Origin of the sequence: Paraburkholderia franconis, from assembly GCF_009362735.1 — a bacterium.
GTDB lineage: Bacteria > Pseudomonadota > Gammaproteobacteria > Burkholderiales > Burkholderiaceae > Paraburkholderia > Paraburkholderia franconis.
The window spans coordinates 1-24774 of sequence record NZ_WHNP01000056.1 but is presented as its reverse complement, the minus strand read 5'-3'; the positions used below and the strand labels follow the sequence as shown (position 1 = coordinate 24774).

Below are 24774 nucleotides of genomic sequence, written 5' to 3'. Positions count from 1 at the left end.
TTATATTGCGAGATCGTAGAATTGAGCAGCGGAGGCCGGATGGCTTCCGCGAGCACACTTCATCTGTCCCTTCGCGATCATGTACACAAGCTCAATGCCGGCCAGAATGATCCGGGCAGCGAGAATTCTTGAAGCCCAGCATAGGTCGGGCTCACCGCTTGATCGCCCGATGGTCGCTCGACGAGGTTGTGGAGATATTTGGACTGGCGAATCTTGATAGGCGTATCACGATCAGCATTGATCGCTTCGAGCGCGACGAGATTGGCTCCGCTTTCGTCGATGTTCACCGTCTCGGGGACGCCATTCTGAGTGATCGATTTCTCAAAGTAACGCCGGGCCGTAGTCTTGTCGCGATGGGCGCGTAGCAGTGCTTCCAGCGGCAAGGAAGCGATGGTCGAAATCATTCAACTGCCGAATCAATGCGACGAAACGTATAGCGAGGCTGGCTCCGCGTCGGGCAGCGCGAAATGCCGCTTCATCCGTCGCAATTCTTCGGAAGGCGTGCCAACAAAGAGCCGCTTGAACTCGCGGCTGAACTGCGACGCACTTTCATAGCCCACTTGGGCGCTTGCCGCAGCGGCGGTCATTCCCTGCCGCGCCATCAATAGCCTCGCCTGATGCAGTCGTGTCGACTTGATGTATTCCAGCGGAGAGGTCTTCGTGGCCGCCTTGAAATGCATATGAAACGACGGCACGCTCATCGTCGCTTCCCTCGCGAGCGTTTCGATCGTCAGCGCCTCGGCATAGCTCGAATGAATCTTGCGCAGCGCTTTGGAAATCCGCCCGAAGTTCCCATCCAGCTTGAGCGCCGCACGCATCGAACCGCCCTGCTTTCCGATCAAAACGCGAAAGTACATCTCCCGCACTAGCGATGGCCCCAATAGCGCGGCTTCGAGCGGATCACGCATCGCATCGAGAAACCGCAGCATGGTCTCGCCGAGCGCCAGATCGAGCCTCGTCGTGACCATGCCGCCCGGCTCGCCCGGCACCACGCCGTCGCACTCGTCGATCTGCAGCAATACATTGGCGGCAAGTGTCGGATCGAGGCGCACGTACACGGCGATACCATTCCCACCCACGCGAAAGACGCAGCGGTGATCGTCACGAAAGAACCTGTCGGGCCAGTCGCGGCGATCACGCCGTGGAATTTCCCGTTCATGATGATCACGCGCAAGGTGGCGACCGCGCTCGCAGCGGGTTGCACGATCCTCATGAAGCCTGCCGAGGAAACCCCGCTGACCGCATACAAGCTGCTCGAGTACGCGCGGCGTGCCGGCATTCCGGAAGGCGTGTTCGAGATCGTGACCGGCGATCCGGTGCAGATCGGCAACCTGATCACCGACGATCCGCGCATCCGGAAGATCTCGTTTACGGGTTCGACCGCGGTCGGCAAGTTGCTCGCCGCGCAGTGCGCCGGCACGCTGAAGACAATGACGATGGAACTGGGCGGCAACGCGCCGTTCGTGGTCTTCGACGACGCCGATCTCGACGAAGCCGCAAAAGCACTCGTGTCCGCGAAGCTGCGAAACGGCGGGCAGGTCTGCATCTCGCCGAACCGGGTGTATGTTCAGGCGGGCGTGCACGACCAGTTCGTTCAGCGAGTCAAGGCGCTCGTCGAGGCCATTCCGGTTGATCAAGGTCAGCAGGAACGGTTCGTCGTCGGTCCGCTGATCAATCGGGCGGCCATCGACAAGGTCGGCCAACTCGTCGATGATTGCCGCAGGCGCGGCGCCGAAGTCGTGCTCGGCGGACATCCGCACGTAAAAGGCGGTCTCTTCTATGCGCCCACCATCCTCGTCGATGTCGCGGACGATATGCCGATCGCCTCGACCGAAATATTCGGACCCGTCTTCCCGATCTATCGCTTCTCCACCGAAGCCGAAGTCATTGCACGTAGCAACGACACCGAATATGGTCTCGTCGCCTACGCGTTCACTCGCGATCTGGGCCGTGCATTCCGGCTGTCGCGTGACCTCGAGGCGGGCATGGTGATTATGAATTCCGGCTCGGTCGGCACGGCTTCGGTGCCGTTCGGCGGCGTGAAGCAATCCGGGTATGGGCGCGAAGGCAGTCATTACGGAATCGAGGAATATGTGCACGTGAAATACACGCTGATGAGCGGTCTCGCCTGAACGGCGCGAGGCGCGACATCGAGATGCCGCGCCTCGTGTCATCGCAGGCTCAGCGCACCGGTAACTGGGCTGCGTCCGCGGGGCTCGCGCACTGGACCTCGTGATTGCGCTGCCGGATGAGCTGGTCCTGCCGCAGTCCCCAGAAGAACGTGACGACCAGACAGGGCAACAGCGACACGATCGAATACCCGACGCCCGCAAGCGGGTTGCCGGTCAGATTGACGAGCGAAAGACTGATCAACGGAAGGAATCCGCCGAAAAGCACATTGCCGAGTTGTTGCGACAATCCGAAGCCCGTTGTCCTGCTCTGCGGCTGAAAACACTCGGCGATGAACGCCGGCAACGGCGCCATGATCATCGCCGTCAACACGGCCAGCAGCGCGATGAGCAGCGTCACCGCCGCCCAGCCGCCCGCAAGAGCATTCGTCCTGATACCAGCGAAAGCCGGATACGCTGCAAGAATCCAGAGCACGATGCCAATCAACATGACGCGGGATCGGCCGATCGCGTCGGACAGACGACCGAACACGGGATAAAGCGGCGCGGCGACGACGATCGCGACACCGAGGCACAGATTCGCGCGCGAAGGATCGACCTTCAACACGTTCTGCAGGAAATACAGCATATAGACGATCGATGTGTAGAGCGACACCGATGTTCCGCCCTGGGCGCCGAACATCGCCACCAGAATCGCTTTCCACGACGTCGCGCTCGACAAGGTGTCCTGCAGCGGCGATTTCGACAGACGGCCAGCCTGTTTCATCTCCGCGAATACGGGCGTTTCGGTCATGCCGAGCCGAATCCATGTCGCCACCGCGACGATCGGCGCCGAGATCAGGAACGGGACGCGCCAGCCCCAGGATTCGAACGCCGATGCATCCAGCGCGAACTTCAGTGCGGACACGATCGCCAGTGCCAGCAGCAGGCCGACGCTCGCGGTGCTCTGCAGCACGCTCGTCGCCATGCCTTTGCGGCCCGCGGGGGCATGCTCCATAACGTACACCACCGCAGAGCCGTATTCGCCGCCGAGCGCGACGCCCTGCAACACGCGTAGCGTGATCAGGCCGATCGGCGCTAGCACGCCGGCCGCCGCGTAGGTCGGCAGACAGCCGATTCCCACCGTGGCGACACCCATGATCGCGAGCGTGATGACAAACGTCTTCTTGCGTCCGATCCGATCGGCCATCGGGCTGAAGATGACCGTGCCCAACGGCCGCGCAACATACGCGATGCCGAACGTGGCGACGCCTGCCATCGCTGCGACGGTCCGGTCGGTCGATGGAAGGAACAAGTGCGTCAAGGTCGACGTCAGCGCGACATAGACAAAGAAATCGTAATACTCGAGCATCGTTCCGAGGCTCGATGTGGCGATGATCCGCAGCATGCCGGGCTTTGGATTGCGGGCTCCGGAAGTCGTGGACATGGTCGTCTCCTCTGATTCAGTTTGTGAGGCCTCGCGCGATCGACGCGGTGGCCGTATCGGCGCATCACATGTGTGTGCGCTTTTTCGCCGCCTGTTGCTCGAGAAACCGGCCGACGGCCTCTTTGTGCTCGTGGCCGCACAAGAGAATGGCCTGCATGCTTGCCGCCATGTCGAGCGTCGACGACAGCGAAGCGTCGGCCGCTTCGCGCACGAGCCGCTTCGCCATGCGAAGTGCCGTCGGCGGGTTTTGCGCGATTTGCTTCGCCAGCGATCGGGCCTCGATGTCGAGCGCCTCCTCCGGCACCACCTTCGAGACGATGCCGAGGCCCTGCGCCGCTTCTGCATCGACGAACTCATTGGTCAACGTCAGTTCAAGCGCCTTCGCGTGGCCCACGATCCGCGCCAGGAACCACGATCCGCCGATGCCCGACACCAGCCCGAGCCGCAAGAAACTTTCTGCGAACAAGGCTTTCGTGCTCGCCAGGCGGATGTCGCACATCAGCGCGAGATCGCAGCCCGCTCCGACCGCGGCGCCATTGACCGCGCACACCGACGGCACCTCGAGCGCGATCATTGCGCGCGTGATCCTGTGCAGGCTGCGAAGCAGGCGATCGCGTACCTCCTCGACGCTGCCGCTCATCAGATCGCTGCCGCTTTGCATGTCCTTCACGTTGCCACCCGTGCAGAAGTGCCGCGACGACGAACGCAGCAGCACGCAGTGCACGTCGCGCCGGTCGTTGACCTGCTCCAGCTCGCCCGACAGCGCCTCCGTCATTGCGACGGTCAGCGCATTGCCGTCGCTCGGGCTGTTCAGCGTGAGCGTAAGCACGCCGGCATCGACGGACGACTCGACCAGTGAACTGGCATCATTTGGATAAGCTGACACGAAAAAGTCTCCTGATTGTTCCCGGCCACTACCGGTTCTGGAATGCGGCCTGACGGCGTTCCAGAAACGCGGCCATGCCTTCTTTCTGATCGGCGAACGAAAAGCCCGCGTGAAATAGCCTTCGCTCGAACAACAGCCCCTCCGAGAGCGACGACTCGAATGCGCGGTTGAGCGCTTCCTTGATGGCGACGATCACCGGCAGCGAATGACGCGCAATCTGCTCTCCGACGCGCATCGCTTCATCGATCAACCGCTTGCGGGCGACGACTTTCGACACGAGGCCGTAAGCCAATGCTTCGCTGGCGCTAAGCGGCTCGCCGGTCAGACACGCGAGCATCGCGGTCGATTTGCCGACCGCACGCGGCAGGCGCTGCGTGCCGCCCGCGCCCGGCACGATGCCGAGCTTGATCTCCGGCTGGCCGAAAACCGCGTCGTCTGCGGCAATGACGATGTCGCACATCATCGCCAGCTCGCAGCCGCCGCCGAGTGCATAGCCGCCCACCGCCGCGATCAGCGGTTTGCGGGCCGTGCGGATGCGGTCCCAGCTACGGCCGATGTAGTCATCCGAGAACGCGCTCGCGTAATCGAGCTTCGACATCGCGACGATGTCCGCGCCGGCGGCGAAGGCCTTGTCGGATCCTGTCAAAACGGTCGCGTGAACCTGAGGGTCGGTTTCATTGCGCAGCAGGACGTCGATCAGCTGGTCCATCAACGCGTCGGTCAGCGGATTGAGCGGGTTATCCGACGCCAGACGCACGAGCGCGACCCGCCCGCAGCGTTCGCTTCGGATCATCGCGGCGCTCATGCGGTCACCTTGCGGTCGTCGTCGCGGGTCTCGCGCGGTGCGCGGCCCACGCGGATCACGCCCGCGTTCAGCAGTCCGGCTATCTCGCTTTCGGCGAAGCCGTATCGCTCGAGCATCTGCATCGTGTGCTGGCCCGTCAGCGGCGCGGGCAGGTCCGGCGCGGCCGCGCGGTCGGACGGGCCAAGCGCGAAACCGTGCGTGCGCATCCTGCCGGCGACGGGATGATCGATCGTCCGCGCCAGCCCGCATTCACCGTACTCCGCCGATTCGACGACATCGCGGTACGTCGCCACGGGCGCGCAAAGAATGTCCCGTGCCGTGAGCCGCTCCATCCACTCCGCCGTAGTCCGTTCGATGAAATGCGCGGCGAGTATGTGATGCAGTGTCGCGCGATGGCGTACGCGATCGTCGTTGGTGGCGAACCTCCGATCGGCTTCGAGCGCCGGGGAAGCGAGCACCTCACATAGCGCGTGCCACCGCTCCGGATGGTAGGCGACGACCATCATCCAGCCGTCCTCCGTCGGGAACGCTTCGTTCGGACACGCATAAGGTGCGGCACTTCCGGTCTTTTCCGGCTCGCTGCCGGACGCGAAAAACGCGGCGAAACCGATCTGCTGCAGCATCAGCGTCGCGTTGTAAAGACTCACGTCCAGATGCTGCCCGCCGTCGCCGCTGCGGACCTGATGCAGCGCGCCGAGAATCGCGATCGACGCCAGATAGCCGCCCATCATGTCGGCGACAGGGATCGGGACTTTCAGCGGCTCGGCGTGCGTCGCGCCGAGCGTGCTCATCAGACCGCTGACGGCCTGAATCACGCCGTCGACGCCCGGCCGCGTACGATTCGCGCCCGTCTGACCGAATGCGGAGATCGAGCAGTAGACGAGCCGTGGATTCAGTTGCCGCAACGAGTCGAAGTCGAGTCCCATCGACGCCATCACGCCCGGCCGGAAATTCTCGACCAGCACGTCCGCCTCCCGCAGCATGCGGCGAACGGCCTGGCGCCCGGCGTCGGTTTTCAGATCGATCGCGACGCTGTACTTGTTCCGGTTGACGCTGATAAAGGCCGGGCTTTCGCCGCTTATCCACGGCGGCCCGATCCGACGTCCGATCTCGCCATTGGGCGGCTCGATCTTGACGACGTGCGCACCGAGATCGGCGAGCGTCATCGAGCAGACCGGACCGGCGAGGACATGCGAGAAATCGATCACCCGCACGCCGTTGAGGCTGTCTCTTGGCATTTGTGATTGTCCTGTCTCGTGACTCGCCACTGCAGCGAATCATGCCGACGAGATTACGTATTCGTCGGCATCTTGGACAATCGACAATTTCGAAACGAATCGTTGACTTTTTGTTAAAAGGACATCGGCTCGCCATCGCTAGTCATTGAGCAGCGTGAGCAGCCATCGGCGGAAAATCCTCAGTGCATCCGATTGCGGACGCCCCGTCGGCCACGCGAAGTAGTAAGTGTGATGCCCGCGATCGAGCTCGAACGAAAACGGTGCGACCAGCGCGCCGCTTGCGAGCTCGCCGCGCACCAGCGCCTTCTGCGCGATCGCGACACCGTGCCCTTCTATGGCCGCCTGGTAAGCGAGCAGCGACGTTTCGTAGCGCATCTCACGGCGTCGCCCGTTCAATGGAAGACCCGCCGCCTTCAGCCACAACGTCCAGTCTTCTGGGCGCGCAAGCGTATGCAGGAGCGTTTCGCCCTGCAGTTGCGAGCGGGCCTTGACCTGTCTGGAAGGCGCCGCGACCGGCACCAGCTCGTTCGCGATCAGACGTTGCACGCGCAGGCCTGGCCATTTGCCATCGCCCAACTGGATGCCGCCGTCGATGTCTTCACGCGCGAAATTCAGCGGAGCCGACGATGTCGTCAGTTGAACATCGATATTTTCGTGCAGTCTATGAAAGCTCGCGAGACGCGGAATCAGCCAGCGCACCGCAAAGGTCGCAGGAGAGCGGATCTTGAGTACGCGGGTACGTCGCTCGGGCGAACGCAGGCTGTCAGTGGCCGCGCGCAGCGATGCGAAAAGCGGCATCAGTTCCGCGAGATACCGCGCTCCCGCCGACGTCAGCTCGAGCCGCCCCTTCACTCGCTCGAACAGATCGACGCCAAGGTAGGCTTCGAGCGTGCGTACCTGCCGGCTGACGGCGGCAGGCGTGACGGCCAACTCGTCAGCGGCCTTGGAGATGCTCAACAAGCGTCCCGTCGCCTCAAATGCCCGTGTGGGATTCAGCGGAGGAAGCGGCGCACGACGTTCCATAGTCCGTCCGTGTAGAAATATTCGGATTGTGGCGCGAAATGCCCAAAGGAAGGTCCGGAATGCTGCCACTAACCGGATAGTGGAACACGGATGAACGAGACTGGGGCAAAAGGCATTCGAACAGCGCGCAAATCGCGCTGAAATGACGGTGTTTGGTCGAGGGGCGATGTACCACTGGCAGCCGCTTACGACCGGTTTCTGCCGGCCGCCATCTGGTGGGTCGAGTTTCGACGATGGCGTCGTCGGATGCCGTGTCGAGCTCGCGCGCGACGTCGAGCAACTCACGCACCCTCGCGAAATTGGCACGGCGCACCGGGTTGGCGAGCAGCCCGTAGTGACGGATGCGATGGAAGCCGCCGGGCAGCACGTGAAACAGGAAGCGACGCATGAACTCGCCGGCCTCCAGCGTCATGGTCTTATAGTGGGTGCGCCCGGTCGCGCGGTAGTCCTTCCAGTGGATGGTTACGCCGCGCTCATCGTAGGCGAGCAGACGCTGGTTGGAGATTGCCACACGATGTGTATAGCGTGAAAGGTACGCGGCACGGCTTCCGGTCCCGCAAAGGGGCGCCTGGCGTACACGAACCACTCGCGGGCGGGCAAGGGCGCGAGCCACTGAGCGAAGACGGCCGGATCGGCGAGTCCCGCATACTCGCCGAAGAACTGCAGCTGGCCGGTCGATGGGAATCGGCGAGTGCTTCGAGGAAGCGGCGCCGGAACAGGCGCGAGAGCACGAGTACCGGCAGGAAGAAGCCGGGCCGGCAAGCGATCCAGCGCTCGCCTGCGGGCGACAGTCCCCCGCAGGGGGACGATGCTGTGCACGTGCGGATGATGAGTGAGCGCCGAGAGTGCACTACTGATTGTTACTTTCGTAGGCTGCCCCGCCTATGTCGGCACGCCCGCAGATTCGCGGACCTTCCGCGCTCTCATAAGATTGCGTAGCCAAAACAACAGTTGCAGCAAGATCAGCAGACACGAGATGCCAATAAAGGTCGCCGAGATAGGCGTAGCGACAAATACCTGCAGACTGCCGTCCGAAATTAAAAGTGCACGGCGGAAGTTCTCTTCGAGCATGGGTCCCAAAACATAACCCAACAGAATCGGCGAGACTGGGAACTTGAGTAGCAGGAGAATCGCACCAAGGATGCCGAATACCGCGACTTCGCCCACCCTAAACAGGCTGTTTTGAGTCGTGAACACGCCGACGCAGATAAAAACCATCGCCAACGGGAACAGGTATTTATAGGGAACGCGAAGCATTTTCACCCATACGCCGATCAGCGGAACATTCAGGATAATCAGCAGAATATTACCGATCCAGAAGGATGCAATGAGGCCCCAGAAGATGTCTGCGTGTTCCGTGATCAGTTGCGGACCCGGCTGGATACCCTGGATCAGCAGTGCACCGAGAATCAGTGCCATCACCGGGTCACCAGGGATACCGAGACTCATGGTCGGAATGAAGTCCACCTGCGTCTTCGAGTGCGACGCCGCTTCGGGTGCAGCGACACCCGCGATGTTGCCCGTGCCGAACGATCTCGGATTCTTCGAGATTTTCTTCTCGACCGAGTAGGAAAGGAACGTCGTGATCGTTGGGCCAGTGCCGGGCATCGCACCGAAAAGCATGCCCATGAGCGTGCCACGGACCATGGGCCAGAACGCAGTTTTCAGTTCCGCACGCGAGGGCCGCATGTCCTTCATGCCGAGTTTCATGTTGGAACCGACAGCACCCATGCGGTTAACGTTGAGCAGGAACTCGGCGACACCGAACAGACCGAGTGCGAGCGCAACTATCTCGAGATTGTCCGCGAGATCCGGGAAGCCGAACGTGAAACGCTGAACGCCCGAATTCACGTCCGTACCGACCATACCCAGAATCAGTCCCAAAACGGTCATCGACACGCCCTTGATCGGGGCACCGCGAGACATCGTTCCGCCTGCAATCAGGCCCACCAGCATGATCGAGAACAGTTCGGCGGGACCAAACTTGAACGCGATCTGAACGAGCAGTGGCGACGCGAAAATCATCACGATGATGCCAACTGACGCCGCGAAGAACGAACTGATCATCGTGATGCCGAGTGCAGTTCCGCCCTTGCCCCTCTTCGTTAGCGGATACCCGTCGATACAGGTCACAGCATGAGGCGGGTGACACGGAAGATTCAGCAGAATCGCACCGATTGCGCCACCGTATTGCGAACCATAGAAGATACCAGCCAGCATGAGAATTGCCGAAACTGGATTCATCACATAGGTAAGCGGGAGCAGCATCGACATTGCGGACATGGCACCCATGCCTGGAAGCACGCCGATGAGATTGCCAACCAGCACGCCGAAGAACGACCACATCAGGTTATGGAACTGGAATGCAACTCCAAACCCGTGCCAAAGATCAATGAGCGATTGATCGATCATGGCTTAGCCTCCAAATGCAATCATGGGCAACTGAATTTTCAGTGCGTATTCAAAAACGATGACGCCGAAGACTGTAGCCAAGACTGCCAGAACGAAAGCCGACTTCCAGGTGTTCTCCCGGTCGCCCATGGCAGAAATGAAGACCGTGGCGAAACTCGCAGGGATGAAGCCGAAATACTGACTAAAAACGACGAATGCAACGATGCTGAAAATGATGCAAAGCCAGCCACGCCAGTCAGCAGTGCGCGGAGCATCGTTATGCTCTTTTTCTTCTGTTGAATCCGTGCTGCCTCGACGCGCACCCAGTGCCACGATGATGCCAAGCACCGAGAGGAGGAGGCCCAGCACGACCGGAAAGAACCCGGGACCCATCTGGTTAAGGGTGCCTCGCTCGTATGTACGTCCGACCAACGTCACATACATACCGATGACGAGCAGAAGCGCCCCGCCGTAATAGTCTTTGTTGATACGTAGAAGCAACGATTTGGTCCTCACGTCTCCTCCAATTCCAGGTTCAGTCAATCTGGAGCGCGATCGCAGTAGCTTCGCCGCCTGCGAGACAGATGCCGGCGATGCCACGTTTGAGGCCGCGATTGCGCAGGGCATACAGAAGGGTGACAACGATACGGGCACCCGACGCACCGATCGGATGGCCCAGTGCACAGGCACCACCGTTCACATTGACCTTGTCATGCGGCAGATCGAGATCTTTCATTGCGGCCATCGGCACGACGGCGAATGCCTCGTTCAGTTCGAACAGATCCACGTCCTTCAGATTCCATCCCGTGTTCTCAGAGACCTTGCGCAATGCGCTGGTTGGCGCGGTCGGGAACAGGTTTGGCTTGAATGCATAGGTCGCATGCCCGGCGATCGTCGCCAGCGGCTTCAAACCGCGTTTCTCGGCCTCTGATTTGCGCATCAGCACGAGTGCTGCCGCACCATCCGAGATCGACGACGAGTTCGCAGCCGTAACCGTACCGCCAGCACGGAAGGCCGGTTTGAGGCCCGGAATCTTGTCGAGTTTTGCCTTGCCCGGTGCTTCGTCGATCGACACCACGGTTTCGGTCTTGCCCGGGACGGTGACCGGCGTGATTTCGTTTACAAACGAACCATTGGCGATCGCAGTCTGTGCGCGCGTGAGCGAAGCGATCGCAAACCCGTCCTGCTCTTCACGCGTGAACTTGTACTCGGAGGCACAGTCTTCGGCGAAGGTGCCCATCAGGCGGCCCTTGTCGTACGCATCTTCCAGGCCGTCGAAGAACATGTGATCGAGGACCTGGCCATGCCCCATACGCAGGCCTCCTCGACCCTTGGGCAGCAGGTAAGGGGCATTGGTCATGCTTTCCATGCCGCCGGCGACCATGACGCTGCTCGAACCGGCCAGGATCAGATCATGCGAAAGCATGATCGCCTTCATACCCGAGCCGCACATCTTGTTGACGGTGAGAGCACCCGTCGAGACGGGAACACCGGCCTTTATCATGGCTTGACGTGCCGGTGCCTGTCCCTGGCCAGCGGGCAACACGCAACCCATGATTACCTCATCGACCTGGTCACCGGCCACCCCCGCACGTTCGAGCGCGGACTTGATTGCAACTGCACCGAGATCGGATGCAGTGAGGTTCGCGAAGTCGCCCTGAAAGCCTCCCATGGGCGTACGGGTTGCGGCAACAATAACAACCGGATCAGCATTCATTCCGTGTCTCCTCTGATTATCTGGCGGTCATGCGGACTGCACCGTCGAGACGGATTACCTCGCCGTTGAGCATCTGGTTTTCGGCAATGTGGGCAACGAGCGCAGCGAATTCATGGGGTTCCCCGAAACGCGACGGGAACGGTACATTCGAGGCGAGTGATTTCTGCACCTCCTGTGCCATACCCTCGACCATTGGCGTGCGGAAGATGCCGGGGGCGACAGTCATGACACGGATCCCCGAGCGTGCCAGTTCACGCGCAATCGGGAGCGTCATGCCGACAACACCGGCCTTGGACGCCGAATAGGCGGCCTGCCCGATCTGACCGTCAAACGCAGCGATCGAAGCCGTATTGACGATCAGGCCACGTTCACCACCTTCACGCGGTTCCTGCTTTGCCATTGCAGCAGCAGCAAGACGAAGCATGTTGAACGTACCGATCAGGTTTATGCCGATCGTCCGTGCGAACCTGGACAGATCATGGGGTCCGTTGCGACCCACGACGCGCGAGCCGAGTTCGACACCTGCACAGTTGACCAGCGCATCGATACGGCCGAACCTGCTCACCGTTGCGTCGATTGCGGCCACACCCTGTTCTTCGCTGGTCACGTCGGCGACGCTGTATGCAGCCCGATCACCGAGTTCGGCGGCAAACGCCTGGAGCGGCTCTTCACGAATATCGACAAGCATGACCTCGCCACCGGCCGCCACGACCTTGCGTACCACTGCGGCACCCAAACCCGAGGCACCGCCTGTGATGACGAAAACGCTATCGGAGATATTCATCAAGCTAATTAGTTTTGGTACTTTCAGGAGCGCAGGCCCACATAGGTGAGTATCACTGCGGGTTCGATTACGATGGTTGGATGCCTGCGTCCTTGCAGACCTTGCCCCACTTCGCGAATTCCTTGTTCACCGTCTCCTGGAATTGCGCGGGCGTGCTGGGGTCCGGATCGTAGCCGAGCGACTGAAGTTTCTCTTTGACTTCCGGAAGCGCCAGTGCCTTGTTCAGGTCCGCGTTGATCTTCGCCACAACTTCGGGGGGCGTGCCCTTCGGTGCGACGAGGCCCATCCAGCCAACTGCTTCGTAGTCTTTCACACCTTCTTCCTGCATCGTCGGCACTTTGGGTAGCAGTGGCGAGCGCTTCGAATCCAGAACCGCCACCGGCACGAGTTTGCCACCCTTGATCGCGCCGATCTGTGCACCGATCGTATCCACCATCAGCGTGACCCGGCCCGCCATCACGTCGATCGCAGCCTGCGCACCACCAGGATACGGGACGATGCCGATGTTGACGCCAGCCAGCGAGTTGAAGAGGTGCTGCGCGAGCTCAAAAGCCTTGGCGCCTTGTGCCGACTTCATCTGACCCGGGTGAGCCTTAGCATCCGCGATCACGTGCGCGACGGTCGGATCCTTGTATGAGGGCGATGCGAACATGACCATCGGAGCCTTCGCGATCTTGCCGACGTCTGCAAACGACGTCAGGGCATCGTACGGCACGTTCTTTTGCAGATGCGGACCGGTCACCAGCGTGCCCGAAACCGCGATGCCGAGCACAGAGCCGTCAGCCGGCGCGTTCTTGACATAGGCCATGCCGACCATGCCGCCGTCGCCCGGACGGTTTTCGACGATGAAGTTGCCGCCATTGACTTCCGCCATACCCTTGGCCACGAGACGACCGACGATATCCGAAGCACCGCCCGGCGTGTAGCCGACGATGAGGCGGACCCGCTTCGAGCCCGGAAAGGTATCAGCGGCGTGAGCGGCAACGGGCGCGACGATGCTCGCACCAATCAGCAACGCTGCAATACAGGAGAGGGTTTTCATATTGGATAGTTTTTTGGTGAGTAAGCTCAGGAAAGAAAGTCCAGTGGACTCCGCTATGGCATTCAGTCGTTAAGCACCGCTGCCGTGGAAGTTGATCGTCTTCGACATTTCCTTGATGACGGCGTAATCACGATCTTCGACCGCCTGCAGGTCTTCAGGCGTGCCGCCGATAGGGGTCATCGCCTGTTCGTGGAATTTCTGGATGATCACCGGATCCTTAAGCATCTGGTTCAGTGCCGCGTTCATCTTGTCGATGATCGGACGCTGCGTGCCGGCACGCGCTTCCACGCAATACCACGGGGCCATCACGTACTTCGGGTAACCCGATTCGATCATGGTCGGCAGATTCGGCAGCACCGGCGAGCGCGTCTTTGACGTCACGGCCAGTGCCTTGATCTTGCCGGCCTTGATCAGTTCGACGGCACCCGAAAGCTGGTCGATCGCGAAGTCAATGTGACCGCCGATCAGATCGGTAATCATCGGCGCCCCACCCTTGTACGGGACATGGATTGCCTTGACGTTCGCCTGCTGGCAGAACAGTACGCCTGAGATATGGCCGCTGGCGCCGAAACCCGGCGAACCGTACTTGTACTTGTCCGGATTCTTGCGCAGCAGTTCAGCAAATTCCTGCACCGTTTTCACACCGAGGTCGGGACGCACCATCACGCAGTTCGGGATTTCGGCCAGGTTGATGACAGGCGTCAAATCCGACTGTTTGAACGGCAAGTTTGGATAGGTGAACTGATTGGTCACGACGGTACCGATTGAAGCCATCAGGAGCATGCCGCCATCGGGCTTCGAGCGCGCGACCAGGCCGCATCCAATGATTCCGGTGGCACCGGGCACGTTCTGGACGATTGCCTTTGCGCCCGGAATGCGTTTGGTCACGGCTTCGGCAACGAAGCGGCCGAGAATGTCGGTCGTGCCGCCAGCAGGAAACGGAACAATGACATCGATCGGCGACGAGGGCGGCCACGCTTCATCGGCGTTCGCGAACTTCACGCCACCGAGGGCGAGGCTACCGACACCTGCGAGGGCATGGAGATTGAATCGACGGCGTGTCAGCTTCATTGCTGTGTCTCCTCTTATCGTTGTGATATGCGATTATTCGAGGCCGAATTCGCGACGCATGACTTGCGACTCATCGTTGCCATCACGCTTGCCCAGAATCCAGCCTTCCTTGGGTGCCAGTGCCTGAACTTTTACTTCGTCCAGGCGCTTCCAGTCCTGGATCAGACGACGCTCGGCGATCTTCCATTCGCCGTCGATACGAATGATGCGATCCATGTAACGCGACGACGTGAACACGTCCACGTAGCAGTCTTCGGCACCGGATGCACCACCCGTGAATTGAGCGATCGCGGCTTTTGCTTCGGGCGGATACTGCTGGTTCGTACGGACATACGTTTCGACGATTGCCGTGTCTTCATCCACGAAGTCGACCAGCATGTTGCCGATGAAATGCGAGCTGAAGTGAATCTTTTGGTGACGTTCAAGAATCCATCCAACGAGGCCTTCGACAGGGCCGATATACGGACCATGGCTGTCGATGCAGCCGGGCACGAAGCACGCAAGCATACCCGGTGCATCCAGGCGATCCACCGCATGACACCAGCGTGCCATCAGATGCTGGATCAGCATGCGGTCGGCGATGCGTTCGGGGGAAAACTGTTCAATTTTCGACATTTGAGAGTTTCCTTCAGGGGGTATTCAAGCGAGCCACCAGGCCACCAGGTCCGAGGCCAAGCCCAGACCCTGGCTATAGCCGGCGTGTGCCGCAGGCGAGCGACGTGCCGGATCGAGCACATTGCCACCGAAGGCTTTGAGTGAGGATTCGTTCGGCGTGATCACGCGAACGCTCGCACCTTCGTCTTCGAGTGTTTTCACTTCATCACGCAAATGACCGCTGACGGGGTTGCCGTCTGAGTAGCCGAGAGGCGCCAGAACAAGAACGCGTTTGCTCCCGCTTGCAACCCAGGCATTATTCATCGACATGATTCCCCCATCCATATAGTGTTTTCCTTCGATCGGTACTGTGGGCCATACACCTGGCACAGCACACGACGCGGCAACAGCGTCGATCAGAGAGCACCCGGATTCGGAATCGAAAACGCGGGGCTCACCTGTATCTACATCCACCGCAACGAGACGCAGACTACGAGAGCGCCATTCATACTGCGAAAGACGTGAAGCAATGATTGCTTTGCGTTCGTCCAGAGAGGGCGTTTCGCTGCGCCTGGCAAACGCTCCGATCCGTTTGCGTGCGGCAGTCAAATCGCCATTCACTTTGGCCATCAATGTCTGATTCGCTTTGTCCGCTTCCTCCTGCGAGTACGGCCGGAATTTCTCGACGGAATCTGGATTCGGATTGGCCTGCTCGTTGAACAGGATTTCGGTGCTGATACCGGAGGCCAGTTGCGTCGAAATCACCGAACCAGCGGAGGTGCCGACCAGAAGGTTGGCGAGTCCGACGTCAAAACCCGTTTTCGCGAGGGCGTGGACGAGGCCGGCTTCCCATGCGATACCAGCTAGGCCACCGCCCCCGAACACGATCGCATGGGTGTTGATGGCTGACATCAGATAGTGCCTTTCTTTTTTAGAGCCGCGAGATCGGATTCAGTGAGGCCCAGCAGTTCGCCATAGACCTCGGCGTTGTGCTCACCGAGTGCCGGAGCCGGTACGATCGGCTTCTCAGCAATACCAGGAATCTTGGGCACGACACCCGTCATGCGAACCGGACCAATGCGCGGATTCTCGACCGAGACGATGGTATTTCGAGCCTTGTAGTGCTCGTTCTGCATGATCTTATCGATGGTCAGAATTGGAGCGTACGCAGCCTTCGCTTCATCGAGTTTTGCAAAAACCTGCTCGGGCGGCATCGACATGACGAAATCCGCCACCTCCTTGTTCAGTTCGTTGATGTGCTGCCAGCGCAGTTCGTGCGTGGCCATGCGCGGATCTTCGAGCAGGTCCAGACGGTCCATCGCCGCGCATAGACGTTCCCAACCGGTTTGTGCCGAGCACGTGATAATGACGTAACTACCGTCCTGCATCGGGAAGTGGTCGCCAGGTGCGGCCGCGAAATGCACGTTCCCTCGCGGGCCGCGGATATAGCCCATGCGATCGTATTCGGGTACCAGCACTTCGGTGAAACGGATAACCGCTTCGTACATCGCGAGGTCGATTTCCTGCCCTTTGCCGCCCAGACAGTCGCGGTGATACAGCGCCATCATCAGCGAGAACGCGCCGAGAATTGCGGTCTGATAGTCGGCGGTCGAGGTTCCGATACGCACAGGAGGGCGATCCGGATAACCGGTGATACCCATCAGGCCACCGAAGGCGAGGCCGATACGATCATAGCCTGCACGTGAACTGTACGGACCCGTCTGGCCGAAACCCGACACTCGCAGCAACACGAGTTTCGAATTGTGCTTCGTCAGCGCCTCGAAAGTGAGACCCCACTTCTCGAGTGTGCCGGGACGGAAATTCTCTACCACTGCGTCACACTGCGAGACGAGTTTGCACAGGAGGTCCTGGCCTTCTTTTTCACGCAGGTTCAGAGTGATCGAACGCTTGTTGCGGTTCTCGACTTCCCAGTAGAGACACTCGCCATCCACGAACGGGCCTATATCGCGAACCGTGTCGCCACGCTCGGGAACCTCGATCTTGATCACGTCGGCACCGAAGTCGCCGAAGAGAGTAGCCGATTGAGGACCGGCGACCATCGTGCCGAGATCGAGAATCCGCACGCCGCTCAGCATGTGAGGGCCGGGCTTACGCTGGTTTTCAGTCATGATCGGCCCCTCTCAGACCGTCGCTTCCGTGCGGAACACGTAATCGTCGAAGTCGGCCTTGCGAGCCATGTGCCAGTAGTAGTCATTACGCCACGGCGTGGTGGCGATCACGCGGCCAGCAGCATTGCGATACCAGTTGCTCATGCCTTTGTGCGTCCAGATCATCTCGCCGTGAGCAGCCTGCACGCGCGCGTTGTAGTTGTCGTGACAGTCCTTGAGCACGTCGAACTCGAAGCGCTGGCCTCCCGGCGTCTTGTCCATCGCCTGACGCAGGATATTCATGACATACGCAACCTGCGTTTCCATCAGGGCGACGACCGAACCACCGTGGCCGAGTGCTGTATTCGGGCCAGCGAGCATGAAGAAATTCGGGAACCCCGGCGCTGCAACGCCGAGATATGCTTCGGCGCCCTTGTCGGCCCAAACTTCACGAATGCTGCGACCGCCTTTGCCGACGAGGTTGAACGACGCGAGCATGTTGATCGCATCGAATCCCGTGCAGACGATCAGCACATCTAGCTCGTGCGCATTACCTTTTTCATCGATCACGGCGTTACCACGGATTTCAGGAATGCCACCCGTCACGAGTCTGACGTTTGCCTTGGCCATCGTGCGGAACCAACCGTTGTCCATCAGCATGCGCTTGCCGAACGGCGGATAGTCGGGCGTCACATCCGGCAGCAGGTCCTGGCGAGCGCCGAGTTCTGCCTTGATATAGTCCACGAAATGCTCACGATGACGTTCGTTCGTGCGGTTGATTGAACGCTCCGGATGCGGCCATTGCGGATCGATTTGCAACGACTTGTGGATGCGATCGTTGAAGATGTACGCCAGACGCTGGCGATACCATTCCTGATAGAACGGCAGTTGCGAAAGCAGGAAGCGCTTTTCCTGCGGCACTTCGAGGCGGAACTTCTCGAACGGTGCGGCCCATTGCTTCGAGCGCTGGAACACCGTCAGTTGAATACCTTCGATCTTCGAGATTTCCGGCACGATCTGCATCGACGTAGCACCGTTACCGATGACGCCCACGCGCCTGCCCTTCAGATCAAGACCTTCCGGCCACTGCGTGCTGTGGAAGCACACACCTTTGAATTTGTCGAGGCCGGGGATCTGCGGCATCTTCGGCACGTTGAGCAGGCCGACTGCGGAGAGCAGAACATTTGCAATGAGACGATCGGTTTCGCCATCCTTGTTCTTCGTGTCCACGACCCACGTCATCGTCGCTTCATCGTAGCGTGCGGCTTCGACCTTCGTGTTGAAGCGAATGTACTGACGTAGGTTGAACTTGTCGGCGACGCCTTCGAAGTATTTCTGAATTTCTTCCTGCAAAGCAAAATACTTCGACCAGTCGCCTTTGGCGAAGGAATACGAGTAGATGTGGTTCGGCGTATCGACACCGCAACCCGGGTAATGGTTCTCATACCATGTGCCGCCAACTTCAGCATTCTTCTCGACGACAACAAACGGAATGCCAGCACCTTGTAGACGGATCGCCGAGGCCAAACCTGCAACACCCGCACCGATGACCACGACCTTGAAGCCATCGGGGATCTTGAAGCGACCCTTCTGGTCGATCACCATGTCCTCGTCGAAGCCGAGCCACGAACTGATCATAGGGCCATACGACTGCGGAATGTCCTCGCCGACGTTCAGTTTGAGCATCTCGACCAAAGTCTCAAAGCCTGGTGCCTGCAACTTGACCGTGCCACTCTTCTTCCACTCGACGAGCGCTTCGAACGCGGCGTCGCGGATTTCCTTCTGCACTCCCTCCGGCAGGCCGCCCGGATCGTTGTCGTCGATGCCGCGAACACGCGAACATTGATACGTTTCTGTCAGCCATTTGCGATCGCCCGTCAGGTGGATCAGGGTCATCAGCAGGGTCGGGATATTCGCCGAGGGCAGGGAAGCCTTCAGCTGTGCGGTCCATTCGTCGTTGGAGAGAACGGGAATGTTGTGCGGATCGTTGGTCATAAAAAAACAGAAGTGGTGGTGTGACCGACGCATTCCACCGCACACTGAAAGCGTGCACAATGATTAGTAATTGAATCGTTCACATTGTGCACACATTTAGGGAGAACCATGACAAGATTGATTTCCGTCAGGACCGGCACGCAGTCGGTGGACCGCGCTCTTGATCTGCTGCGACGTGTGGCCGGATTGCATCCGGACGGCGCAACGGTCACTGATCTGGCGAAGGCCGCAGGAATCGATAGAACAACCGCTCATCGGCTTCTCAAGAGCCTGGAGAGTGCAGGATTCATTGAGCGCGGAGATGGAAAGCGTATCCGGCTCGGTATGCAGGCCATGCAAATCGGACTCGCGTCCATGAAGCGTGCACCTATTCTCGAGGCCTGTCGGCCCATGCTCAAGCGACTGGCTCATCTCACCGAAGATTCGGTGTTTCTGGTGGTTCGCAGTGGCGATTACGCTCATTGTCTGCACTATGAGGAGGGGCGATCACCTGTTCGCACGCTGGTGTTGCCAGTGGGCGGCATGCGAGTGCTTGGAGTGGGTTCGGCCGGCATGGCACTACTTGCCCGACAGACCGACAAGGCCATCGCAGAAATTTATGCACGGCACAGCGAGGAGTTCAGGCCGCTCGGTCTTGCGTTGCCGAGAATCCGTCATATCGTCGAGCGAACACGCAAGAACGGTTTCTCGGCAACAGGCGGACTCATTCACGAAGGTGTATCGGGCGTAGGCATGAGTTTCGATATCGATGCCGATGGGTACGCAGCCATCTCCATTGCGGCCATCCGCAGTCGAATGAACGATGAACGGATAGCGTGGCTCACGCGCGTCATGTTCACGGAACTACGTGCCGCAGGCTTTATAGTGGCGATGCCGAGGGAGTGAGTGATCTGTTTGCCTTACGGCCTACGGCAAACCCGTAACTACGGGCCGGCACCAGGCAGTGACTTCGCCCACGCTTCATTGCTATGTTGGCCGTGATTAACCAATGTCGACTATCGGTCGGTTCTGTTGAAAAACTCGATTTCTTGGCCGCAGAGCGTTAGATATGCGGGTACCAGTTGATCTGTGGATTCATCGAGCGGCTGGGTGATGATGAAAAACCCCGTGTCGGCGCGATAGATATAGCGCCGGCACTGCTCGTTGTCATCGTTAAGACCTTCACCATAACGAAGCTCGCGCGGCACCGCATCGTAGAACCGCTTTGCTTTTTCGAGGTCGTTGGTGCCGACCACAATATGACTGAACATTGCCTGCTTCTTGCTCAGTGAATGAACCATGAACCGCCCGATGCCGTGAACGACGCACAGGAGCAACGACGATGCGAGACGGCCCAGCGGTGGAGGGATGCGCGCCTAGTGGTGTGCAGGGAAGCTATCGCGCGGCGTCGCGGCGACATGGATCCCCGACTGGGACGCTCCGGAGACTGCACCGCCATACGTCCTTTCCGAGCTGGTTGCGTCTTCGCGTTCGGCGGCGACGGTGCGCACGCTCTGACCGCTTTGCAATGCCGGTGCGCCAATTGAGGGCTTGTAGAAGGGAGCCGGTCCATAGCCGCTGGCGAACGCGGGCGCGGTGGCGGACACAGAAACTGCGACGAGCAGTGCAACGATGAGCTTGGTCTTCGTGATGGAAATTCCCAAAAAAGATCAATAAGGGGCACGTGCCTCAGAGAGATGCACGTGCCTTCGCGGATCACGCCGTGACGATGTTCATGCCGATCTCGATGTTGCCGCGCACAGACTTCGAGTACGGGCAGATTTGATGGGCCAGGTGCGCGATTTCCTCGACGACTTCCTTTGCCAGACCCGGGATGCGGATCCTGAACTGGGCGCCGAGGTGCCACGCGGCACCGGTCTGCCCAATGTTTACCTGGATGTCGACGGAATAGTCGGGCGGCAGCGTGACTTTCTTCAGCTCGGCGGCCATCCCAAACACGGTGGTGTAACAGGCCGACCAGGCGCCCGCAAACAACTGCTCGGCTCTCGGGTGTGGCTCCGTGGCGATGAACTCGAGCGTTTCAACGCCGGGCGCTGACAGCTTGAGGTCGTAGACACCGAACTCGCCGCGCTGGACATTGGGATCGCGATTGACCGTAGCATGGGTGTTACCTGCGGCGAGAACTTTTTCGATCTTTTCCATGATGGATTCCTTCGTGAATAAGGGTGTTAAGCTAACTATACGTATGCGATGTCATCGCATACGATTAAAAATCACGCCGTGATGACGTTGAGGCCGACCTCGATGTTGCCATGCACCGCCTTTGAGTACGGGCAGATCTGATGGGCCCGATGCGCGATCGCTTCGACGACTTCCTTTGCCAGACCCGGTACGCGGATGGTGAACTGGGCGCCGAGGCAAAACCCGGCACCGACCGACCCAATGTTTACCTGGATGTCCACGGAATAGTCGGATGGCAGCGTGACCTTCTTCAGCGAGGCCGCAAGCTCGAACGCGCTGATGTAACAGGCCGACCAGGCGCCGGAAAACAACTGCTCGGCTCTCGGGTGCAGCTCGGTGGCGATGAACTCGCGGCTTTTACCGCCAGGCGCTGACAGCTTAAGGTCGAGGACGCCGTGCTCACCGCGCTGGACATCGGGGTCGCGATTGATCGTGCTGTGGCTGTTGCCTGAGAAGAGGACTTGGTCGATCTTGGTCATGATGGATTCCTTCGTGCATGAGTGTGTCAGTGATTTTATATCGTATGCGCTTTAATCGCATGCGTCGCATGATGGATGAAGACACGAACGATGTCAATCGCAAAAGATTTAATCGTATGCGCGTTATCTATAGGAGGCGCTGCGACCGGCGGGTGTCGCCTGTCTAACACTCTGTCGCACGATCCGTGCGCTGTCTCGTCGCTTACAAGGGTGTCGGCCAACAAGCCATCGTGTAGTCGACGACGACGTCGGCAAACGATGTGCTTTGCATCATGGCTGACCGAATGGCTGATTCTGAAGGGAGCGGACTCGCGGAAGTCCCTGCTGGGGCATTGGCGAACGACCGATTGTGGCCGAGAGCACCAGTTCCGTGAACGTTCTACAGAACTGACGTGGAAGTCGTCAACGGCAGCTTTTCGACAAGGTGGGTGAACGCGTATTGCCGGCCAGGAAGTGACCTTCGCTCGCAAGCGATTGACGTCCGCTTCGACTTGGGAAGTGGACAGTAGCGTCCAAGGGCGGACGCGGCAACGCGTCGAGAGTGTGGGTTCGCTTGCAGTGAAAGCTGACGTTCAACGCCACCGCAGTGCGAACGTCGGCAAAACGCCTCGTAGCCGCCTGACGGACGCGATACCTGAATGTCGGCCTTGGCCGACGAGTGACGCTCCTTCCGGTGTCGACGAATGTCGGTTGGATGTTGATGGACGTCACCGGCGCGGATGGCTGCACGCGTCACTCCAGCCGGGCTGCCTGAAAGCAGCCATTCGCAAGGAGCGGTGGCCGCTGATCAGGTGCTGTGTCTAAAACAGCAATTCAATCGAGTGAAACAGGCCACGGTCGAGATCCTGCGACCGCGTCCGCATCGATCACTTCCCGCAGGCATTCGATAAACAGGCGCCTGCGGGACTGACGGGCACGCCGCGCCGCGACGTGATGCTCACGATCGTCTCATCGACGATCTCGCGCAACAGCAACGCGCGCAGATTCTCTTTCGCGATGTTCAGCGCCGGGCGCTTTGACAGATCGTATGTCGCAGCCGTCACAGAGCCGCGATACGAGGTATTAGAGGCGGCCGGTCGCCGCGTCGCCGGCCGGAGCGTGGCTGCAGAGTTGCGATGCAGCGGCGAGCATCAATCCGCTGACACCCGAAGCTTACGCGGTCAAGCCGTGCCATTTGTCGTGACTGTAGATGGTCGGTTCCAGGGATTTTGATCAGTGGTCGCGGCCACGAACATGCTGCTGGAACCGATGGTGTAACCACGGCTCGCGCATGACGGGCCGTTCTGTACCGTGCCGGATGATACTCGGTCACGAAGAGGTCAACGTATCGCCCGACACATGAACGCGCTGTCCAATCTGCACGGGCGGCTGCGTCGAATAGCTGAAATTGCGGTAGCTTCCGTCTTCCATGCGGACCTGTACCCGGTAGCTGGTCTGCTTGCGTACCACATGCTCGATGCCGTTGCCCGCGAGACCGCCGCCGACGGCGCCCGCGACCGTGGCGAGAATGCGGCCGCGTCCGCCGCCGATCTGATTGCCGATGAGTCCACCCGCAACAGCACCGCCGACGGCGCCGAGGCCGGTCGTCGGCTCGGACGTCTGAATTGGAGTGATCGCGACGACTTCGCCGGCGTCCGGATCGGCGGCGATCTGTCTTGCGCCGGAGGGTTGCGAAGGCGCCTGCGAGTAGTCGCTGTTTGCGTACTGCGGAGCGGGCGCGACGTGCGGCTTGTGCGTGTGATGAACGCGCTGGGGAGCCGCAGGTCCCGTCGGTTGCGCATAAGCCTGAGCCGCCGGTCGAACAGCGGGTTGGACCGGATCGGGTTGTTGTACGGCCAGCGGCAAGCTCGCGGGCTGTGCAGTGGCTGCCGCAATCTGCGCGCTGGGCGACGGCACTGCATGCGATACGGGAAGGATACCCGTCATCGCTGCGACGCCTGTCGCACAGGCGAGGATGACGGACACGGCTGCGCCCGCGATCAACGGATGAATGCGGCTGCGTTGCGCGATGCTGTTCGTGACGTTTGTGTTCATTGCGGCCTCCACTGGTGTGTGCCAGCAATAACGTCGCGTCGACGAGGGCGGTGCACGCGCAGTGGCGCTCACTTTGTAAGCATTTGTAGCGCGTCGGGTGCCAGCTCGTTCGACGCGCCTCTCATCGGAAGAGCAAAATGCGCCAAGGTCCTGTCCGGTCGCCTGTCGATCTCAACGCTACGATGAACAACAGAAACTGGCTGGCGAAGCCGTCGCCATTGCGGCGGATAAGCGCAAGGCGCTGAATGGTTACATGGAACAGTCCGCGAGGCCGCGTCATGTAACTAATCCTCTTAATATGGGCACTCGCTTGCTTCTCCCGACCTATTGCGACGGAACCGGGCACGCGAATGTGAGGCGAGCAATGAATGTCAAATGTACCGCTGGGGCGCTATTGCTGCTCCTCGCATCGACAATTTGCGCATTTGGCCAGGAGGCACGTCTGACCGACGCACAGATCGTCGGCATCCTCGTTGTAGCGAATCAGGCGGAGATCGCGGCCGGCCAAACGGCCTTGCGCAGAACCCAGTCGCGGACCATACAAAGCTTTGCGAGCCGGATGGTTGACGAGCATGTGAAGTTGACCCGGCAAAACGGACACCTATCCTTTTACAGGAGGTGCCGAAATGGGCAAGACTCGTACACCGTACCCGGCGGAATTCCGGGCGCAGATGGTGGAACTGGTCAAGGCCGGGCGCACACCGCAGGAGCTCGCTCGCGAGTTCGAACCGACGGCGCAGACCATCACCAACTGGGTTGCGCAAGCCGAACGTGATGCTGGGGTGCGTCATGACGGGCTGACCACGGCCGAGCGGCAGGAGCTTACGCGGCTGCGCCGTGAGAATCGCCAGTTAAAAATGGAGCGCGACAT

General features: G+C 60.0%; 23 protein-coding genes and 5 pseudogenes. 4 read left to right on the top strand and 24 right to left on the bottom strand.

Features of this window, described 5'->3' with window-relative positions:
• Both GCT13_RS35735 and GCT13_RS35730 read right to left on the bottom strand, forming a co-directional pair.
• A pseudogene (locus GCT13_RS35735) lies at nucleotides 1–377 on the bottom strand (DDE-type integrase/transposase/recombinase); the annotation flags it as partial.
• 39 nt (nucleotides 378–416) lie between these two features.
• Nucleotides 417–1064 (bottom strand): annotated as a pseudogene (locus tag GCT13_RS35730) (helix-turn-helix domain-containing protein); the annotation flags it as partial.
• Between GCT13_RS35730 and GCT13_RS35725 the strand changes: the two are divergent.
• A pseudogene (locus tag GCT13_RS35725) lies at nucleotides 978–2132 on the top strand (NAD-dependent succinate-semialdehyde dehydrogenase); the annotation flags it as partial. The pseudogenes GCT13_RS35730 and GCT13_RS35725 sit on opposite strands and share 87 nt — an antisense overlap.
• Before the next feature lie 49 nt (nucleotides 2133–2181).
• On the opposite strand, the gene GCT13_RS35720 reads toward GCT13_RS35725, so the two are convergent.
• The 16 genes and pseudogenes from GCT13_RS35720 to GCT13_RS35645 form a co-directional block, all read right to left on the bottom strand.
• On the bottom strand, nucleotides 2182–3555 hold the full coding sequence (locus tag GCT13_RS35720) for an MFS transporter (RefSeq protein WP_152766439.1): 1374 nt from the start codon (nucleotides 3553–3555) through the stop codon (nucleotides 2182–2184).
• Nucleotides 3556–3619: 64 nt separating this feature from the next.
• Nucleotides 3620–4441, bottom strand: a complete 822-nt coding sequence (locus GCT13_RS35715) for an enoyl-CoA hydratase-related protein (RefSeq protein ID WP_321574840.1) — start codon at nucleotides 4439–4441, stop codon at nucleotides 3620–3622.
• A 28-nt stretch (nucleotides 4442–4469) separates the two neighbouring features.
• On the bottom strand, nucleotides 4470–5246 hold the full coding sequence (locus tag GCT13_RS35710) for an enoyl-CoA hydratase-related protein (RefSeq protein WP_152766438.1): 777 nt from the start codon (nucleotides 5244–5246) through the stop codon (nucleotides 4470–4472).
• Nucleotides 5243–6484, bottom strand: coding sequence for a CaiB/BaiF CoA transferase family protein (locus GCT13_RS35705; RefSeq protein ID WP_152766437.1), 1242 nt, complete (start codon nucleotides 6482–6484; stop codon nucleotides 5243–5245). The genes GCT13_RS35710 and GCT13_RS35705 overlap by 4 nt, the downstream gene beginning before the upstream one ends.
• 138 nt (nucleotides 6485–6622) lie before the next feature.
• Nucleotides 6623–7507: a LysR substrate-binding domain-containing protein gene (locus GCT13_RS35700; protein WP_152766436.1), complete on the bottom strand. Its 885-nt coding sequence runs from the start codon at nucleotides 7505–7507 to the stop codon at nucleotides 6623–6625.
• A gap of 273 nt (nucleotides 7508–7780) precedes the next feature.
• A pseudogene (locus GCT13_RS35695) lies at nucleotides 7781–8350 on the bottom strand (IS91 family transposase); the annotation flags it as partial.
• Between the two features lie 39 nt (nucleotides 8351–8389).
• The gene (locus GCT13_RS35690; protein ID WP_152766435.1) at nucleotides 8390–9919 is read right to left on the bottom strand and encodes a tripartite tricarboxylate transporter permease; all 1530 of its coding nucleotides are present in this window, start codon (nucleotides 9917–9919) and stop codon (nucleotides 8390–8392) included.
• 3 nt (nucleotides 9920–9922) lie between these two features.
• Nucleotides 9923–10414: a tripartite tricarboxylate transporter TctB family protein gene (locus GCT13_RS35685; protein ID WP_321574839.1), complete on the bottom strand. Its 492-nt coding sequence runs from the start codon at nucleotides 10412–10414 to the stop codon at nucleotides 9923–9925.
• 19 nt (nucleotides 10415–10433) lie between these two features.
• Nucleotides 10434–11615 carry an acetyl-CoA C-acyltransferase gene (locus GCT13_RS35680; RefSeq protein ID WP_152766433.1) on the bottom strand — a complete coding sequence of 394 codons (1182 nt, stop codon included), beginning with the start codon at nucleotides 11613–11615 and terminating at the stop codon, nucleotides 10434–10436.
• Between the two features lie 16 nt (nucleotides 11616–11631).
• Nucleotides 11632–12399 (bottom strand): SDR family NAD(P)-dependent oxidoreductase, encoded by a 768-nt coding sequence (locus tag GCT13_RS35675; RefSeq protein ID WP_152766432.1) that lies wholly within the window; start codon nucleotides 12397–12399, stop codon nucleotides 11632–11634.
• 67 nt (nucleotides 12400–12466) lie between these two features.
• Nucleotides 12467–13441: a Bug family tripartite tricarboxylate transporter substrate binding protein gene (locus GCT13_RS35670; protein ID WP_152766431.1), complete on the bottom strand. Its 975-nt coding sequence runs from the start codon at nucleotides 13439–13441 to the stop codon at nucleotides 12467–12469.
• Nucleotides 13442–13510: 69 nt separating this feature from the next.
• Nucleotides 13511–14512 (bottom strand): Bug family tripartite tricarboxylate transporter substrate binding protein, encoded by a 1002-nt coding sequence (locus GCT13_RS35665; protein WP_152766429.1) that lies wholly within the window; start codon nucleotides 14510–14512, stop codon nucleotides 13511–13513.
• A gap of 33 nt (nucleotides 14513–14545) precedes the next feature.
• Nucleotides 14546–15127, bottom strand: a complete 582-nt coding sequence (locus GCT13_RS35660) for a nuclear transport factor 2 family protein (RefSeq protein WP_152766427.1) — start codon at nucleotides 15125–15127, stop codon at nucleotides 14546–14548.
• A 24-nt stretch (nucleotides 15128–15151) separates the two neighbouring features.
• Entirely contained in the window at nucleotides 15152–16018 is an 867-nt protein-coding gene (locus GCT13_RS35655; protein WP_152766425.1) for a patatin-like phospholipase family protein, read from the bottom strand.
• Nucleotides 16018–17202 (bottom strand): CaiB/BaiF CoA transferase family protein, encoded by a 1185-nt coding sequence (locus GCT13_RS35650; protein ID WP_227747187.1) that lies wholly within the window; start codon nucleotides 17200–17202, stop codon nucleotides 16018–16020. Before GCT13_RS35650 ends, GCT13_RS35655 begins: the two co-directional genes overlap by 1 nt.
• 45 nt (nucleotides 17203–17247) lie before the next feature.
• Nucleotides 17248–19209 carry a flavin-containing monooxygenase gene (locus GCT13_RS35645; RefSeq protein ID WP_152766421.1) on the bottom strand — a complete coding sequence of 654 codons (1962 nt, stop codon included), beginning with the start codon at nucleotides 19207–19209 and terminating at the stop codon, nucleotides 17248–17250.
• A 108-nt stretch (nucleotides 19210–19317) separates the two neighbouring features.
• Here GCT13_RS35645 and GCT13_RS35640 point away from each other — a divergent pair, with 108 nt between their 5' ends.
• A complete protein-coding gene (locus GCT13_RS35640; RefSeq protein WP_152766419.1) occupies nucleotides 19318–20094 on the top strand; it encodes an IclR family transcriptional regulator in 777 nt (258 codons plus the stop codon).
• Nucleotides 20095–20204: 110 nt separating this feature from the next.
• Here the strand turns inward: GCT13_RS35640 and GCT13_RS35635 are convergent, their stop codons facing one another.
• From GCT13_RS35635 to GCT13_RS35610, 6 genes are all read right to left on the bottom strand, one after another.
• Nucleotides 20205–20489 (bottom strand): VOC family protein, encoded by a 285-nt coding sequence (locus GCT13_RS35635; RefSeq protein ID WP_152766417.1) that lies wholly within the window; start codon nucleotides 20487–20489, stop codon nucleotides 20205–20207.
• Between the two features lie 75 nt (nucleotides 20490–20564).
• Complete coding sequence (locus GCT13_RS49820; protein ID WP_321574847.1) at nucleotides 20565–20840, bottom strand: hypothetical protein; 276 nt, start codon at nucleotides 20838–20840, stop codon at nucleotides 20565–20567.
• A 64-nt stretch (nucleotides 20841–20904) separates the two neighbouring features.
• Nucleotides 20905–21351, bottom strand: a complete 447-nt coding sequence (locus GCT13_RS35625) for an OsmC family protein (protein WP_152766413.1) — start codon at nucleotides 21349–21351, stop codon at nucleotides 20905–20907.
• A 71-nt stretch (nucleotides 21352–21422) separates the two neighbouring features.
• On the bottom strand, nucleotides 21423–21869 hold the full coding sequence (locus tag GCT13_RS35620; RefSeq protein ID WP_152766411.1) for an Ohr family peroxiredoxin: 447 nt from the start codon (nucleotides 21867–21869) through the stop codon (nucleotides 21423–21425).
• Between the two features lie 866 nt (nucleotides 21870–22735).
• Nucleotides 22736–22912 carry a hypothetical protein gene (locus GCT13_RS35615; protein WP_227747186.1) on the bottom strand — a complete coding sequence of 59 codons (177 nt, stop codon included), beginning with the start codon at nucleotides 22910–22912 and terminating at the stop codon, nucleotides 22736–22738.
• Nucleotides 22913–23177: 265 nt separating this feature from the next.
• Nucleotides 23178–23903 (bottom strand): glycine zipper 2TM domain-containing protein, encoded by a 726-nt coding sequence (locus tag GCT13_RS35610; protein ID WP_152766409.1) that lies wholly within the window; start codon nucleotides 23901–23903, stop codon nucleotides 23178–23180.
• Nucleotides 23904–24156: 253 nt separating this feature from the next.
• On the opposite strand from GCT13_RS35610, the pseudogene GCT13_RS35605 reads away from it, so the two are divergent.
• Together GCT13_RS35605 and GCT13_RS35600 are read left to right on the top strand one after the other, a co-directional pair.
• Nucleotides 24157–24483 (top strand): annotated as a pseudogene (locus tag GCT13_RS35605) (DUF4142 domain-containing protein); the annotation flags it as partial.
• A gap of 46 nt (nucleotides 24484–24529) precedes the next feature.
• The coding region (locus GCT13_RS35600; protein ID WP_152766407.1) for a transposase at nucleotides 24530–24774 on the top strand (245 nt) is incomplete at its 3' end.

Coding starts and splice junctions, on each gene's coding strand:
- GCT13_RS35645 (WP_152766421.1), bottom strand. CDS start 19,209: ATGACCAACGATCCGCACAACATTCCCGTTCTCTCCAACGACGAATGG.
- GCT13_RS35610 (WP_152766409.1), bottom strand. CDS start 23,903: ATGAACACAAACGTCACGAACAGCATCGCGCAACGCAGCCGCATTCAT.
- GCT13_RS35625 (WP_152766413.1), bottom strand. CDS start 21,351: ATGGAAAAGATCGAAAAAGTTCTCGCCGCAGGTAACACCCATGCTACG.
- GCT13_RS35705 (WP_152766437.1), bottom strand. CDS start 6,484: ATGCCAAGAGACAGCCTCAACGGCGTGCGGGTGATCGATTTCTCGCAT.
- GCT13_RS35620 (WP_152766411.1), bottom strand. CDS start 21,869: ATGACCAAGATCGACCAAGTCCTCTTCTCAGGCAACAGCCACAGCACG.
- GCT13_RS35690 (WP_152766435.1), bottom strand. CDS start 9,919: ATGATCGATCAATCGCTCATTGATCTTTGGCACGGGTTTGGAGTTGCA.
- GCT13_RS35720 (WP_152766439.1), bottom strand. CDS start 3,555: ATGTCCACGACTTCCGGAGCCCGCAATCCAAAGCCCGGCATGCTGCGG.
- GCT13_RS35635 (WP_152766417.1), bottom strand. CDS start 20,489: ATGGTTCATTCACTGAGCAAGAAGCAGGCAATGTTCAGTCATATTGTG.
- GCT13_RS35670 (WP_152766431.1), bottom strand. CDS start 13,441: ATGAAAACCCTCTCCTGTATTGCAGCGTTGCTGATTGGTGCGAGCATC.
- GCT13_RS35710 (WP_152766438.1), bottom strand. CDS start 5,246: ATGAGCGCCGCGATGATCCGAAGCGAACGCTGCGGGCGGGTCGCGCTC.
- GCT13_RS35665 (WP_152766429.1), bottom strand. CDS start 14,512: ATGAAGCTGACACGCCGTCGATTCAATCTCCATGCCCTCGCAGGTGTC.
- GCT13_RS35640 (WP_152766419.1), top strand. CDS start 19,318: ATGACAAGATTGATTTCCGTCAGGACCGGCACGCAGTCGGTGGACCGC.
- GCT13_RS35675 (WP_152766432.1), bottom strand. CDS start 12,399: ATGAATATCTCCGATAGCGTTTTCGTCATCACAGGCGGTGCCTCGGGT.
- GCT13_RS35650 (WP_227747187.1), bottom strand. CDS start 17,202: ATGCTGAGCGGCGTGCGGATTCTCGATCTCGGCACGATGGTCGCCGGT.
- GCT13_RS35655 (WP_152766425.1), bottom strand. CDS start 16,018: ATGTCAGCCATCAACACCCATGCGATCGTGTTCGGGGGCGGTGGCCTA.
- GCT13_RS35680 (WP_152766433.1), bottom strand. CDS start 11,615: ATGAATGCTGATCCGGTTGTTATTGTTGCCGCAACCCGTACGCCCATG.
- GCT13_RS35700 (WP_152766436.1), bottom strand. CDS start 7,507: ATGGAACGTCGTGCGCCGCTTCCTCCGCTGAATCCCACACGGGCATTT.
- GCT13_RS35660 (WP_152766427.1), bottom strand. CDS start 15,127: ATGTCGAAAATTGAACAGTTTTCCCCCGAACGCATCGCCGACCGCATG.